This window comes from Kitasatospora sp. NPDC057198 (assembly GCF_042670125.1).
GTDB lineage: Bacteria > Actinomycetota > Actinomycetes > Streptomycetales > Streptomycetaceae > Kitasatospora.
Window position 1 is genome coordinate 1 of sequence record NZ_JBHUWH010000032.1, and the last position, 14,197, is coordinate 14,197.

Consider the following 14,197-nt stretch of genomic DNA (forward strand, 5'->3'; position numbering starts at 1 on the left):
CTCCAGAGCACCTCACCTCCCGGGTGGACGCCGCTTCCGGCGTCCGACGGGGGAGGCCGCTTGTGTCCATACCCAGGTGGCTGGCATCCGGAGTTCCGACCGAGTTAGGAAAGCAGGTACCGCATGTACGCGATCGTTCGCGCCGGCGGCCGCCAGCACAAGGTCGCCGTTGGCGACGTGCTGGAGATCGACCGTATCGACGCCAAGCCGGGTGACTCGGTCGAGCTCTCGACCATCCTCGTCGTCGACGGTGAGTCCGTCACCTCCGACCCGTGGGTGCTCGGCGGCGTGAAGGCCCACGCCGAGGTCGTCGACCAGACCAAGGGCGACAAGATCGTCATCCTGCGCTACAAGAACAAGACCGGCTACCGCCGTCGTCAGGGCCACCGCCAGAAGCACACCGCGGTGCGCATCACCAGCATCGACTCGGTCAGCAAGTAACACTTCCTGCGGTCTTCCTAGAAAGGGGATAGCCAGATGGCACACAAGAAGGGTGCGAGTTCCACTCGCAACGGTCGTGACTCGAACGCTCAGCGCCTCGGCGTGAAGCGCTTCGGCGGCCAGGTCGTCTCCGCCGGCGAGATCATCGTCCGCCAGCGCGGCACCCACTTCCACCCGGGCGCCAACGTCGGCCGCGGTGGCGACGACACCCTGTTCGCGCTGACCGCCGGTGCCGTGGAGTTCGGCAACCGTCGCGGCCGCAAGGTCGTCAACATCGTGGCCGTCGAGGCCTGAGTCCGAACAGACTCGCTGTGAAGGGTGGGCCGGGATGATCCGGGCCCACCCTTCCGCTTTACCGCAGGACAACCTCATTTCTTCGCACGGGAGGCACCCCTCATGACCACCTTCGTGGACCGCGTCGAACTGCACGTCGCCGCGGGTAACGGAGGCCATGGCTGCGCCTCCGTGCACCGGGAGAAGTTCAAGCCGCTGGGCGGCCCCGACGGGGGCAACGGCGGCGAGGGCGGCTCGGTGGTCCTGGTCGTCGACCCGCAGGTCACCACGCTGCTGGAGTACCACCACTCGCCCAAGCGGAAGGCCGCCAACGGCAAGCCCGGCGCGGGCGGCCACCGCACCGGCGCGCTCGGCCCGGACATCGTGCTGCCGGTGCCGGACGGCACCGTGGTGATGGACCGCCAGGGCAACGTGCTGGCCGACCTGGTCGGCCCCGGCACCAGCTTCGTCGCCGCCCAGGGCGGCCGCGGCGGCCTGGGCAACGCGGCGCTGGCCTCGGCCCGCCGCAAGGCCCCCGGCTTCGCGCTGCTCGGCGAGCCCGGCGAGGCCCGCGACATCGTGATGGAGCTGAAGTCCGTCGCCGACGTCGCGCTGGTCGGCTACCCGAGCGCCGGCAAGTCCTCGCTGATCTCGGTGCTCTCCGCCGCCAAGCCGAAGATCGCCGACTACCCGTTCACCACGCTCGTCCCCAACCTCGGCGTGGTCACCGCCGGCGAGACCGTCTACACGATCGCCGACGTGCCCGGCCTGATCCCCGGCGCCAGCCAGGGCCGCGGCCTCGGCCTGGAGTTCCTGCGGCACGTCGAGCGCTGCGAGGTGCTGGTGCACGTGCTGGACTGCGCCACCCTGGAGCCGGGCCGCGACCCGCTCACCGACCTGGAGACCATCGAGGACGAACTCGCCCAGTACGGCGGCCTGGAGGACCGGCCGCGGCTGGTCGCGCTCAACAAGATCGACGTCCCGGACGGCCAGGACATCGCCGACCTGACCCGCGCCTCGCTGGAGGAGCGCGGCTACCGGGTCTTCGAGGTCTCCGCGCTCGCCCACAAGGGCCTGCGCGAACTCTCCTTCGCGCTGGCCGAGATCGTCGCCACCGCGCGCGCCGCCAAGCCCGTCGAGGAGAACACCCGCATCGTCATCCGGCCCACCGCCGTGGACGACGCCGGCTTCACCATCGAGGAGGAGGACGGCGCCTACCGGATCCGCGGCGGCAAGCCCGAACGCTGGGTCCGGCAGACCGACTTCGCCAACGACGAGGCCGTCGGCTACCTCGCCGACCGGCTGGCCCGGCTCGGCGTCGAGCAGGAGCTGTGGAAGATCGGCGCCAAGGAGGGCGACACGGTCATCATCGGCCCCGACGAGAACGCCGTCGTCTTCGACTGGGAGCCCACCATGGCCGCCGGCGCGGAGATGCTCGGCCGCCGCGGCGAGGACCACCGGATGGAGACCCAGCGCCCGGCCGTCGACCGCCGCCGCGAGCGCCAGCGCGGCCGCGACGCCGCGGAGCAGGAGTACCTGGACTTCGAGGCGCTCTCCTCCGGCCGCGAGCAGCTCGACCAGTAGTCCGCGCGCCGGTGAACGGCGCGGGCAGGGCGCCGACGGGGGCGCGGACGATGCGTCCGCGCCCCCGTTCGCGCTCTCCGCGCCCGCCACGTCTCACGCCTCGTCGCGATTTCGTGACCCGTGAGCGCGCTCGCTAGATTGCGGACGTACACAGGCTGCGTCGGAAGGGTCGGGCTGATGGTGGATCAGTTGCTCCGCGAGGAGGTCGTCTCGGCGCGCCGGATCGTGGTGAAGGTCGGCTCGTCCTCGCTGACCACCGCCGCCGGCGGGCTGGACGCCGACCGGGTGGACGCCCTGGTGGACGCGCTGGCCAAGCTGCGCTCCGGCAAGGACGCGCCGGAGGTCGTGCTGGTCTCCTCCGGCGCCATCGCGGCCGGCCTGGCCCCGCTCGGACTCGCCGAGCGCCCCAAGGACCTGGCCCGGCAGCAGGCCGCCGCCAGCGTCGGCCAGGGCCTGCTGGTGGCCCGGTACACCGCCTCGTTCGCCCGCTACGGGGTGCGGGTCGGCCAGGTGCTGCTGACCGCCGAGGACGCCAGCCGCCGCGCCCACTACCGCAACGCCTACCGGACGCTGGACCAGCTGCTGACGATGGGCGCGATGCCGATCGTCAACGAGAACGACACCGTCGCCACCGCCGAGATCAGGTTCGGCGACAACGACCGGCTGGCCGCCCTGGTCGCCCACCTGGTCCGGGCCGACCTGCTGGTGCTGCTCTCCGACGTGGACGGCCTGTACGACGGCGACCCGGCCAAGCCCGGCAGCAGCCGGATCGCGGTGGTGCGCGGCCCCGAGGACCTGGCGGGCGTGGAGATCGGCAGCGCCGGCAGGGCGGGCGTCGGCACCGGCGGCATGGTCACCAAGGTCGAGGCGGCCCGGATCGCCACCGGCGCGGGCATCCCGGTGGTGCTCACCGCCGCCAGCCAGGCCGCCGACGCGCTGGCCGGCCGCCCCACCGGCACGCTGTTCCGGCGCACCGGCAGCCGCTCCGCCGACCGGCTGCTCTGGCTGGAGCACGCCTCCTCGCCGCGCGGCGCGCTGACCCTGGACGACGGCGCGGTGGCGGCCGTCGTGCACGGCGGGAAGTCACTGCTGCCCGCCGGGGTGACCCGGGTCGAGGGCGAGTTCGCCGCGGGCGATCCGGTCGACCTTCTTGGCGAAAACGGTCACATCGTCGCCCGCGGACTGGTCAACTTTGATGCGAGGGAGTTGCCCCGTCTGCTCGGCCGGTCCACCCGAGAACTGGCCCAGGAGCTCGGTGCCGCGTACGAACGCGAGGTCGTCCACCGCGACGACCTGGTCGTGCTGCGCGGCTGAGCGCGGGCGGCGGGGCCGGTACGGGGGGTGGGAGCAGCGGGCCGGGGGGCCCGCGCGACACGCTGAACAGGAGGCCGCCGGTGGTTCGCAGGCGGGAGGAAGCACTGCCGGGCCAGAGGTCCGAGCGGCGGCTCACCAGCATCGAGGGCGGCCGGGGCGTCGAGCAGCGGGCTCCGCGGGAGGCCGACCCGGGCGCCGCGCCGGACACCGGGCAGGAGGTCCGGGGCCCCGTGCGGGAGCAGGCCCGGATGTGGCACGTGGTGCTGAGCGTGGCGGGCGCGGCGACACCGCTGCCGGAACTGCGGACGGCCCTGGAGAAACTGGCGCACGACCACTCGTTCTTCCTGACGGCCCGGTACGCCGCGGACCACGCCGAGGTCCGCTACTGGGAGGAGGCGCGGGACCTGCACGACGCGGCGGCGATCGCGCTGCGGCTGTGGGGCGAGCACAAGGCCAGCGCGAAGCTGCCGGCCTGGGAGATCGTCGGCCTGGAGGTGGTGGACCGCCCGACGTACCACAAGCGGGTCGCGGAGGGCTTCGGGGACCCGCCGCCGCAGCTGGGCGGGGTGCACCCGTACTGAGCGGCGGCTGGGCCGGGGCGGGTGTCGTGCCGGGTCGGGTGTTGCGCTGGGCCGGGTGTCGGGCCGGGTGTCGTGCCGGGTCGGGTCGCGTTCGGGCGTGTCCGGGTGTGCCCGGTCGCGCCCGGGGACGTCTCAGCGGGCGAAATGTGCGGCGGGACGGGGGCCCCGGCTCGCTAGGCTTTGCGGCATGAGCGATCTCACCGCCACCGCCGACAGCCCCGTCCTCGCCGCCGCGCGCCGTGCCCGGGAGGCGGCCGCCGCCCTGGCGCCAGTGCCGCGCTCGGTGAAGGACGCCGCGCTGCTGGCGATCGCGGACGCGCTGGTCGAACGGGCCGCCGAGATCACCGCCGCCAACGCGCAGGACGTCGAGCGGGCCCGCGCGGCCGGCACCGCCGAGTCGGTGATCGACCGGCTGACGCTCACCGCGGAGCGGATCGCCGCGATCGCCTCCGACGTCCGCAGCGTGGTCGGCCTGCCCGACCCGGTGGGCGAGGTGGTCCGGGGCTACACCCTGCCCAACGGCCTGGACGTGCGCCAGGTCCGCGTCCCGCTGGGCGTGGTCGGCATCATCTACGAGGCCCGGCCGAACGTCACGGTGGACGCCGCCGCGCTCTGCCTGAAGTCCGGCAACGCGGTGCTGCTGCGCGGCTCCGGCTCCGCGTACCGCTCCAACACCGCGCTGGTCGAGGTGCTGCGCGCGGCGGTGGCCGGCGCGGGCCTGCCGGCCGACGTGATCCAGCTGGTGCCGGGCGAGAGCCGCGAGTCGGTGCAGGAGCTGATGCGCGCCCGCGGCCTGGTCGACGTGCTGATCCCGCGCGGCGGCGCCTCGCTGATCCGCACCGTGGTCGAGGGCTCGACCGTCCCGGTGATCGAGACCGGCACCGGCAACTGCCACGTGTACGTGGACGCGCAGGCCGACCTGGCGATGGCCGTCGGCGTGCTGCTCAACTCCAAGGCGCAGCGGGTCAGCGTCTGCAACTCCGCCGAGACGCTGCTGGTGCACCAGGACGTCGCGGACGCCTTCCTGCCGCTCGCGCTGGCCGCGCTGGCCGAGGCCGGGGTCACCGTGCACGGCGACGACGCGGTGCTCAAGGCCGCCGAGGGCACCGAGGTGACGGCCGTCCCGGCGACCGAGGAGGACTGGGAGACCGAGTACCTCTCGCTGGACCTGGCGGCCGCCGTGGTGCCCTCGCTGGAGGCCGCGGTCGAGCACATCCGCCGCTACTCCTCCGGCCACACCGAGGCGATCGTCACCGGCTCGCAGCCCGCCGCCCGCCGCTTCACCCAGCTCGTCGACTCCACCACGGTGGCCGTCAACGCCTCGACCCGGTTCACCGACGGCGGCGAGTTCGGCTTCGGCGCGGAGATCGGCATCTCCACCCAGAAGCTGCACGCCCGCGGCCCGATGGGCCTGCCGGAGCTGACCAGCACCAAGTACATCGTCACCGGCGACGGGCACGTGCGCGGCGAGGCCCGGCAGACCGTCGGCGGCTGACCGCGATCGTCCGGGCGTCCGGGCGTCCGGGCGTCCGGGTGGCCGGGCGGCCGGGCGTCCGGGTGGCCGGGCGTTCGGGCGGTGGGCGTTCGGGCGGCGGGCGCGGCAGGTGCTGCTCGGGCGGCGGGCGCGGCTCGGGCTCGGCGGGCGCGGCTCGGCGGCGGGGGCTCGGCGGCTCGGGCGGCCGAATGCCGTAGTCCGTCCGGACCCGATCGGCGAGACCCACAGACAAACGCCCCGGCCGGTAATACATTGAATCCGTGGCTGAGGATGTGGGGGGCTCGCCGTACTCCGACGGCGCCGACCATGGTGGTGCGGACGACGAGTTCGCCACCGTGGTCTTCGACGAGAGCTTCGTCCGCTCCGCCGCCGTGCACGAGCCGAGCGCCCGGGAGCGGCAACTCGCCGCCGCCGAGGCCCGGTTGGAGCCGGAGCAGGCGGGGGCGGCCCGGAGCTACGAGTTCACCGAGCACCCGGAGCACGTCGGTGGTGGCGAGGCGCTGCCGCTGGAGCTGCGCCCGCTGCCCGGCGGACTGGACGAGGACCGCTTCTACCCCGACCCGTGGTCCGGCCGCGACCGGCAGGAGCGGCTCGTCCGCCGCTCCCGGCTCCGCGCCTTCGACCCGCTGCGCGGGGGCACCGTCGCCCAGCAGCGCTGGCACCGGCCGGTGGCCTGGGTGCTGGCGCTGGTGATGGGGGTCGGCCTGGTCGCGCTGTCGGTCGCCGCGGTGTACCGGGGCGTCGGCGGGGCCGTGCCGGGGTCGCCGGCCCGGCCGAGCAGCGGTAGCAGCCAGAGCGGCGGCAGTGGCCAGAGCGGTGGCCGGAGCGGGGAGTCCGTCGGCGGGAGCCCGGCCGCGGTGCCGGTGCAGCCGTCCGCGGTGGCCGCCGTGCCAGTCGGCTGACGTTCCCGCCGGACGGGTCCGCCGGGCGGGTCCGCCGGGCAGGTCCTTCGCCGCGGGAGGGGACGTCACCCGCCGTGGCGCGCTCGTTACCCGCGCGCCCTCGTCGCGGGCGGCCCGCGAGTCTACCCTGGTGTCATGGGTGACCCGCGCGAGCCTCCTGGGGGCACGCCCGAGGGTGGTTCCAACGATGACGAGTTCCGGTCCGTCGTCTTCGACGAATCGTTCGTCCGGGCTGCCCGGATCCAGGAGCTGTCCGCGCAGGAGCGGCTGGAGGGTGCCCTCGGTCGGGCCACCCGGCCGCGCGGCTGGGGCTGGTTGTCGGTGCCCCGGCAGGCCGTCGTCCTGATGCTGGTGGTCGCGATGGCGTTCGCCGCCGCCGTCTACTTCGGGATCAGCTCCCCGCGCGGCCACACCGTCCCGCCCAGCGGCACCCAGCTGACCGTCAGCCTCACCCCGCTCGCCCCGTCCGGGACCGTCACCGCGGTCGCCGACCCCGCGAACCCGTTCGCCGGGCTGCCCGCCGGGTACGCCGACGGACCGGCCGGGTTCGGGCTGCCGACCGCCACCGCCACCGCCCACTTCACCGGCTCCCAGGTGCAGCGGGCCCTGGACTTCGTCCAGCAGTACCTGGTGGCCTCCGAGCTGACCCCCGCCACCCTGACCGCCAACCAGACCGCGCAGGTCCGCGCTCTGATCACGGCCGGCGAGCTCGCCCAGTACGACGAGAGCACCAACTCGCCGCGCGACGACCAGCACCACGCCGCCACCGGCTGGATGGTGCGCTTCGACCCCGGGCAGATCGCCCTGGCCACCGACACCGTCAAGGCCACCGGCAGCGTGCACGTCGGCGAACTCAACGCCGACACCCTGGAGATCACCACCGACCACACCCTGGTGTACGCGCTGCGCCCGGCCGGCACCACCAGCGACCCGTCGGTCACCCTGTACGCGGTGCGCCGGGCGGTGCGCGTCGACGTCGACCGCACCGACCTCGACACCGGACGGCTGCGGGTGGTCGACGCCGCGGTGCAGGCCGGGCCGAGTTCCTGCTCGGCCGGGCAGAGCGACTACCTGCAGCCGGTGCTGGCCACCACGGCGGGCGTCCGCCCGAGCGTCCCGCCCGCCGTGGCCCCGAACGACCACGGCCGTCCGGCCTGGGACTCCTGCGGGGTGCTCGGGCCGATCACCGGCTGAACCCCGGCCGGCCGCCGGGGCCGGTCCGGAGGGTCGGGGTCAGTCCCGGGCGCCGTCGCCCTCCTTGCCGCCGCCGCTGCTGCCGTTGCTGCTGCCGCCGTTGCCGCCGTTGCCGCGGCCGGCGCCCGCGAAGGTGTCGCGGAGCTTGCCGCCGACCGTGCCGACGCCGTTGCCCAGGTCGCGCAGCAGGCCCATCAGCGGGTCCTTGCTCTCCTTCACCGACTGCGAGTACGACTCGGCGGCGGCCCTCCACTGCGAGCCGACCGTGGTGTCCGGGTCGTCACCGCGGCGCGGGTACGCCCCGGCCATGATCGAGCGGTACTCCTCGCTCTCCGCCCACCTCTTCAGCTGCGCCACCCGCACCACCGCGAACGGGTGGGACTGCGGCAGCACCTGGAGCAGCTTCAGCACGCTGTCGCGCAGGTCGCCCGCCTTGTCGTACTCGGCGGCCTGCTCCAGGAACGCGTCCACGTTCATCTCGGCCATGTGCGCGCCGCCGGCCAGCTTCATCAGCGACCGCATCGACGCCTGCAGGTCCTGCCCCGCCAGCAGACCGGCCCGGTCGCTGGACAGCTCCGCCTTGCGGAACCACTCCTTGAGCGCGGTGATCAGCGCGGTGATCGCCAGGTTGCCCAGCGGTATCCAGCCGATCCGGGCCGCCAGGTTGGTGAGGATCAGCAGCATCGTCTGGTACACCGCGTGCCCGGACATCGCGTGACCGACCTCGTGGCCGATCACCGCGCGCAGCTCCTCCTCGTCCATCAGCTCGACCAGCCCGGTGGTGACCACGATCACCGGGTTGTCCATGCCGATGCAGTACGCGTTGACCTTCGGGTCCTGGGAGACGTACAGGTCCGGGACCTTCTCGAGGTCCAGCACGTACGCGGCGTCCCGCACCATGTCGTACAGCTCGGGGAACTGACGCTCCGACGTCTTCACCGCGGTGGCCAGGAACAGCAGCCGCACGCTGCGCTCCGACACCAGGCCAGCCAGCTTCTTCAGGATGTCGTCGAAGCCGCTGAGCTTGCGCAGCGCCACCAGGCCGGAGCGGTCCGCCGGGTGCTCCCAGGCCCGGGTGGAGATCTCCGGGAAGCGCTGGCGGCGGCGGCTCGGCGCGGAACCCTTGGTCATGTCGGTCATTGAGTACCTCTCCTGGATCGACGCCGGCACCGGCACCTGTGGCCGGCCCCCGCTGCTTTCCACTTCAACGTCGGTGTGTCCGTACTCGTCCCCGCGGTCACGCTACGCCGTCCGTATCGCGGCCCGGGAGACCGGGGACGGTCCTGGAACGACCCTGGAACGGCCCGGAACGGCCTGGAGCGGGGTTCGGAACGGTCCGGAACGGGCCGGAACGGGCCCGGCCGCGCTCCCGCGGGTGGCCGGGGTGCCGGGGCGGGGACCGGGATAAACGGGACTACCCTGGCTCTGCCGTACCGAACAAGGAGCCCGTGATGTCCACTGCCGCCCTGGTCCAGCTCGCCGGACCGATCTCCAGCGAGAACGGACCCGGTCTGTTCCTGCGGATCATCCTGGTCGCCTCCTTCGTCGGGGTCGGCCTGATGGTGTGGGCGCTGGCCCGGGCGGGCCGCGACGGCGCCAAGCGCGACGCGGCCCGGGTGGCCGCCCGCGAGGCCGAGGGGGCCGGGACGGCCGGGCGCCCCGCCGACGACCTGGGCTGAGCCGCCTCGGGCCGAGCAGATCCGGGGCGAGCCGATCCGGGGCGGGATGCGGCCGCTTCCGCGCCCGGCTCCGGGGCCGGGCCGTCGGGTGGGAGCAGGCGGAAACGGGTGGGAACGGGCAGGAGCGGGCGGGCGACGGCTCACGGGCGGTCAGACGCGGTGGGCCGCCGCGCGGTTGCGTGTCAGGCCCCCGTACGATGAGCGCGCGGGCCGTACGGTCCGTGACCGCCTGGTCCTCACACCGAGCCGAGAAGGTCCCGCCGATCATGAGCACTGCTGCCCTGCCCGCCGTCGTCCGCCTTGCCGAGGAGGGTGGTAACCACGACAGCCTCAACCCCCTGCTGACGGGCGGCTCGGCGCTGTTCATCCTGCTGCTCCTGCTGTTCATCACCACCCGCTTCAACCGCGACCGCTGACCGGCCGCGCCGCTGACCAGTCGCACCGCTGACCGGCCGCGCCGCCGTCCCGCCCGCCGCGCGTCCGCGGCCCCCGGGGCGGCGGGACGCGGTGCGCCCGGGGCCCGCTGACCGCCGGAGCCCCCGGGACATCCGGGTCGCGTAAGGTGTGGCGCCATGAGAGAGCAGGTCGAGACCTCCGGGACGAACGTGGCGCCGGGCACCTCCGCGCCGGGCACCCCGGCACCGGGCGCCACCCCGACACCGGACGGCGCTCCGCGCAGGCGGCGACGACTGGGTGTGATGGGTGGCACCTTCGACCCCATCCACCACGGCCACCTGGTCGCCGCGAGCGAGGTGGCGAGCGCCTTCCAGCTGGACGAGGTGGTCTTCGTCCCCACCGGGCAGCCCTGGCAGAAGTCCGACCGGCAGGTCTCGCCGGCCGAGGACCGCTACCTGATGACGGTGATCGCCACCGCCGAGAACCCCCAGTTCTCGGTCAGCCGGATCGACATCGACCGCGACGGCCCCACCTACACCGTCGACACCCTGCGCGAGCTGCGCAGCCTCCACCCCGAGGCCGAGCTCTTCTTCATCACCGGTGCCGACGCCCTCGCGCAGATCATCTCCTGGCGCTCCTCCGAGGAACTCTTCGACCTCGCGCACTTCATCGGCTGCACCAGGCCGGGCCATACTCTCTCCGACACCGGCCTGCCGGTCGGCGGCGTCTCGCTGGTCGAGGTGCCCGCACTCGCCATCTCCTCCACCGACTGCCGGGTGCGCGTCGCCAAGGGCGAACCCATCTGGTACCTGGTGCCGGACGGCGTGGTCCGATACATCCACAAGCGGGCGCTGTACGCGTCGGCCCGGCCTTGATGCCCCCAGGAGGGACGACGTGACCGGAACGTCCGACGACCAGAACTGGTTCGGCCAGCAGCCCCAGTCCCACCCCCGCCCGCCCGGCCCGGAGCACCCGCAGCAGCAGCCCGGCCACTACGCACAGCAGCAGGGCCAGGAGGGCTACCAGCAGCAGGGGCACGAGGGTTACCAGCAGGGCTACGAGCAGGGCTACGAGCAGCAGTCCGGCGGGTACGGGCAGTACGACCAGTACGACCAGTACGGCGCCCCCCAGTTCCAGCAGCAGCACCAGCAGCACCAGCAGCACCGGCAGCCGTCCGAGTCGTACCCGCAGGATCCCTACGGTGGCGGGCAGCAGGCCGCGCCCGGGTACCCGGCGCAGGACTACGGGCAGGGCGGCCACCGGCAGGGCGGGTACGAGCAGCCGGGCTACGAGTCCTCCGGGTACGGGTCTTCCGGCTACGGACCGTCCGGGTACGAGCAGGGCGGGTACGAGCAGGGCGGGTACGGGGCGTCCGGGTACGGGCAGGGTCGGTACGGGCAGGGCGGGTACGAGCCGCAGGGGTTCGAACAGCGCGGCTACGAGGGGCAGTTCGACGGGCAGCCGGGCGCAGGGCAGCCGGGCGGGTACGGGCAGCAGTCCTACGAACCCCACTACGGGCAGCGGCAGCCGGAGCAGGCGCCCGGGGCCGGACAGACGGTGGGACACGTTCCCGGGCAGGCGCCCGGACGGGCGGGGCGTTCGGTGCCCCCGGTGAGCCCGGTGGCGGCGTCCGCTGCCGCGGGTGCCGCGGGTGCCGCGGGTGGTGCGGCCGCGACCGCTGCGGCGACGGGTGCGGTGGTGCCGCCGCGGGCGCGTTCCGCCGGTGCGGCTCCGGCGGCCGGCGCGGCGAGCGGGCCCGCGGAGGAGCCGTCCGAACTGGTCGGCGGGCGGGCGGCGACGGCGGCCAGGGCGAAGGGCAAGGGCGGCGACGCGTACACCACGGCCGAGTTCGACTTCGTCGACGAGCAGACGGAGGAGTCCGAGGACGCGATCGACTGGCTGAAGTTCGCCGAGTCGCGCAGCGAGGTGCGGGCCGAGCGCCGGCGGCGGCTGCGCAACCGGCTGCTCTCGCTGCTGGTCGCGGTGGCGGTGCTGGCGGTCGGCGGGATGGGTTACCTGTGGTGGAGCGGGAAGCTCGGCGGTGGCGACGACGCGGACACGGCGATCGGCGGCCGGTACGTCAACGTGGTGCACCTGCGCGACCCGCAGGGCATGGTCACCACCGCACTGCTGGTCGACGACGAGGGCGGGAAGAAGGCGACCGTACTGCTGCTGCCGGACAACCTGCAGCTGCCCAGCAACGGCGACTCCGCGACCACCACGGTCGGCAAGTCCCTGGACGAGATCGGCGCCTCCGCCACCCGTGACGGCCTGTCCTCGGTGCTCGGGGCCAAGGTGGCCGGCACCTGGCGGCTGGACACCCCCTACCTGCTGCTGCTGGTCTCCCAGCTCGGTGGCATCAGGGTGGACACCAACGCCGAGGTGCGCGAGGACAACAAGGCGGACGGCCGGGTGCTCGCCAAGGCGGGCAAGGACGTCCTGCTGAACGGGCACGCCGCCGTCGCCTACGCGACCCTCCAGGCGCCCGGGGAGAACCGGGACGCCCAGCTCGCCCGCTTCGGGCAGGTGATGGCCGCGCTGATCAACACGATGCCGACCACCATGTCGGACGCCACCGACGACGTGCACCGGATGAACTCGGTCGCGGACCCGTCCCTCCCGGAGAACGCGCTGGCCGGCGTGCTGGTCAACCTGGCCAAGCAGGCGAAGGCGGGGCACCTGTCCACCAGCACGCTCACCGCGAAGGCCGACGGCACCCTGGACGACGCCGTCGCGGGCAAGCAGGTGAAGGAGATCCTCGGCGGCGCCCTCGGCAAGGTCAAGGGCACCGGCGGCTCCACCCGCGTCACCCTGGTCAACGCCTCCGGCAGCGATCACTCGGTGGACGGCGCGCAGGTCGCGGTCATCAACGCGGGCATGGACCCGTTGCCGTCCAGTGCCAAGGCGCCCGAGCAGGCGACCTCCGAGATCCGCTACACCGACGACGCCCAGCAGCCCTCGGCCCTCACCCTGGCCACCAGCATGGGCCTGCCGGACTCGGTGGTGAAGAAGGTCACCGACACGCAGAACGCGGACCTGGTGCTGGTGATCGGCAAGGACTACCAGCCGCCGGCGCAGAAGACGCCGTAGGGCGGTGCGGGCGCGGTCGGAGCCCCCGGGCGGAAAACGCTCGGGGGCTCCGCCGCGTTCGTGAGATCCTGGGAGGGTATCCCCGCAGCCGATCCGGAAGAGCATCGTGACCGTCACCGACCGAAGCCAGGAACTGATCACCGTCGCCGCGCAGGCGGCGGCCGACAAGCTGGCGCACGACATCATCGCCTTCGACGTCAGCGAGGTGCTGTCGATCACTGACGCCTTCCTGATCGCCTCCGCCGCGAACGACCGCCAGGTGCGGTCGATCGCCGAGGAGATCGAGGACCAGCTGCGCGAGAAGCTCGACGTCAAGCCGGTGCGCCGCGAGGGCGAGCGCGAGGGCCGCTGGATCCTGCTCGACTACCTGGACATCGTGGTGCACGTCCAGCACTCCGAGGAGCGCTCCTTCTACTCGCTCGACCGCCTGTGGAAGGACTGCCCCGAGCTGCCGCTGCCCGAGGACGCACTGGCGACCCGGAACCGGCCGGAGAACGCCGTCACCGACGCGGCCGGCAACGCCGTCTCCGGGGGCGACCTCTGAGCCGGGCCGGGGCCTGGCCGCGCATCGTCCTCTGGCGGCACGGCCAGACCTCCTGGAACCTCGAATCGAGGTTCCAGGGCACCACGGACATCGAGCTCACCGACCAGGGCGTCTTCCAGGCCCAGCGGGCGGCCCGGCTGCTCGCCGGGCTCCGGCCCGACCTGCTGATCTCCTCCGACCTGCAGCGGGCCCGGCGCACCGCCGCCGAGCTCGCCGCGCTCACCGGCCTCGAAGTGCACCAGCACGAGGGCCTGCGGGAGACCTACGCGGGGGAGTGGCAGGGGCTCACCAACGCCGAGATCCGGGCCCGCTACCCGGAGCAGTACGAGGCGTGGGCGAACGGCGAGCAGGTGCGGCGCGGCGGCGGCGAGCTGGCCACCGAGGTGGCCGACCGGGCCGTCCCGGTGGTGCTGGACGCGGTGGGCAAGCTGCCGGAGAACGGCACCCTGGTCGTGGTCAGCCACGGCGGCACCATCCGCACGGTGATCGGCCGGATGCTGGGCCTGGAGCCGCAGATGTGGGAGCGCTTCGGCGGCCTCTCCAACTGCTGCTGGTCGGTCCTCGGCCAGGACTCGCGCGGCTGGCGGCTGCTGGAGCACAACGCGGGCACACTTCCGCAGCCGGTCATCGGCGACGAGACCTGAGACGGTGCCCGGCGGCCGACCGACCCGGATTTCACAGTTCCGGCTCTGACCAGCTAGAGT

Annotated in this window: 15 protein-coding genes; 14 read left to right on the forward strand and 1 reads right to left on the reverse strand. The window is 73.7% G+C overall.

Annotated elements, in window-relative coordinates; genetic code table 11:
• Nucleotides 1-123 precede the first annotated feature (123 nt).
• From rplU to ACFUEL_RS06315, 8 genes are all read left to right on the forward strand, one after another.
• Nucleotides 124-441, forward strand: a complete 318-nt coding sequence (gene rplU / locus ACFUEL_RS06280; RefSeq protein ID WP_099899174.1) for a 50S ribosomal protein L21 — start codon at nucleotides 124-126, stop codon at nucleotides 439-441.
• A 36-nt stretch (nucleotides 442-477) separates the two neighbouring features.
• Nucleotides 478-735 (forward strand): 50S ribosomal protein L27, encoded by a 258-nt coding sequence (rpmA, locus tag ACFUEL_RS06285; RefSeq protein ID WP_030906548.1) that lies wholly within the window; start codon nucleotides 478-480, stop codon nucleotides 733-735.
• 102 nt (nucleotides 736-837) lie between these two features.
• Complete coding sequence (gene obgE, locus ACFUEL_RS06290) at nucleotides 838-2,298, forward strand: GTPase ObgE (protein ID WP_380234852.1); 1,461 nt, start codon at nucleotides 838-840, stop codon at nucleotides 2,296-2,298.
• A 177-nt stretch (nucleotides 2,299-2,475) separates the two neighbouring features.
• Entirely contained in the window at nucleotides 2,476-3,612 is a 1,137-nt protein-coding gene (gene proB / locus ACFUEL_RS06295; RefSeq protein WP_380234853.1) for a glutamate 5-kinase, read from the forward strand.
• 80 nt (nucleotides 3,613-3,692) lie between these two features.
• Entirely contained in the window at nucleotides 3,693-4,193 is a 501-nt protein-coding gene (locus tag ACFUEL_RS06300; RefSeq protein ID WP_380234854.1) for a hypothetical protein, read from the forward strand.
• A gap of 187 nt (nucleotides 4,194-4,380) precedes the next feature.
• A complete protein-coding gene (locus ACFUEL_RS06305; RefSeq protein ID WP_380234855.1) occupies nucleotides 4,381-5,688 on the forward strand; it encodes a glutamate-5-semialdehyde dehydrogenase in 1,308 nt (435 codons plus the stop codon).
• Between the two features lie 260 nt (nucleotides 5,689-5,948).
• Nucleotides 5,949-6,590: a hypothetical protein gene (locus ACFUEL_RS06310; protein WP_380234856.1), complete on the forward strand. Its 642-nt coding sequence runs from the start codon at nucleotides 5,949-5,951 to the stop codon at nucleotides 6,588-6,590.
• Between the two features lie 135 nt (nucleotides 6,591-6,725).
• Nucleotides 6,726-7,784 (forward strand): hypothetical protein, encoded by a 1,059-nt coding sequence (locus ACFUEL_RS06315; protein ID WP_380234857.1) that lies wholly within the window; start codon nucleotides 6,726-6,728, stop codon nucleotides 7,782-7,784.
• A gap of 39 nt (nucleotides 7,785-7,823) precedes the next feature.
• On the opposite strand, the gene ACFUEL_RS06320 is transcribed toward ACFUEL_RS06315, so the two are convergent.
• A complete protein-coding gene (locus tag ACFUEL_RS06320) occupies nucleotides 7,824-8,924 on the reverse strand; it encodes a M48 family metallopeptidase (RefSeq protein ID WP_380234858.1) in 1,101 nt (366 codons plus the stop codon).
• Between the two features lie 311 nt (nucleotides 8,925-9,235).
• Between ACFUEL_RS06320 and ACFUEL_RS06325 the strand changes: the two genes are divergently transcribed.
• From ACFUEL_RS06325 to ACFUEL_RS06350, 6 genes are all read left to right on the forward strand, one after another.
• Nucleotides 9,236-9,463 carry a hypothetical protein gene (locus ACFUEL_RS06325; RefSeq protein ID WP_380234859.1) on the forward strand — a complete coding sequence of 76 codons (228 nt, stop codon included), beginning with the start codon at nucleotides 9,236-9,238 and terminating at the stop codon, nucleotides 9,461-9,463.
• Between the two features lie 266 nt (nucleotides 9,464-9,729).
• Entirely contained in the window at nucleotides 9,730-9,879 is a 150-nt protein-coding gene (locus tag ACFUEL_RS06330) for a hypothetical protein (protein ID WP_380234860.1), read from the forward strand.
• 156 nt (nucleotides 9,880-10,035) lie between these two features.
• Complete coding sequence (gene nadD, locus ACFUEL_RS06335) at nucleotides 10,036-10,734, forward strand: nicotinate-nucleotide adenylyltransferase (protein WP_380234861.1); 699 nt, start codon at nucleotides 10,036-10,038, stop codon at nucleotides 10,732-10,734.
• 19 nt (nucleotides 10,735-10,753) lie between these two features.
• Entirely contained in the window at nucleotides 10,754-12,949 is a 2,196-nt protein-coding gene (locus tag ACFUEL_RS06340) for an LCP family protein (protein WP_380234862.1), read from the forward strand.
• A gap of 106 nt (nucleotides 12,950-13,055) precedes the next feature.
• The gene (gene rsfS / locus ACFUEL_RS06345) at nucleotides 13,056-13,493 is read left to right on the forward strand and encodes a ribosome silencing factor (protein ID WP_380234863.1); all 438 of its coding nucleotides are present in this window, start codon (nucleotides 13,056-13,058) and stop codon (nucleotides 13,491-13,493) included.
• Entirely contained in the window at nucleotides 13,490-14,137 is a 648-nt protein-coding gene (locus ACFUEL_RS06350) for a histidine phosphatase family protein (protein ID WP_380234879.1), read from the forward strand. The genes rsfS and ACFUEL_RS06350 overlap by 4 nt, the downstream gene beginning before the upstream one ends.
• The last annotated feature ends 60 nt before the right edge of the window (nucleotides 14,138-14,197 follow it).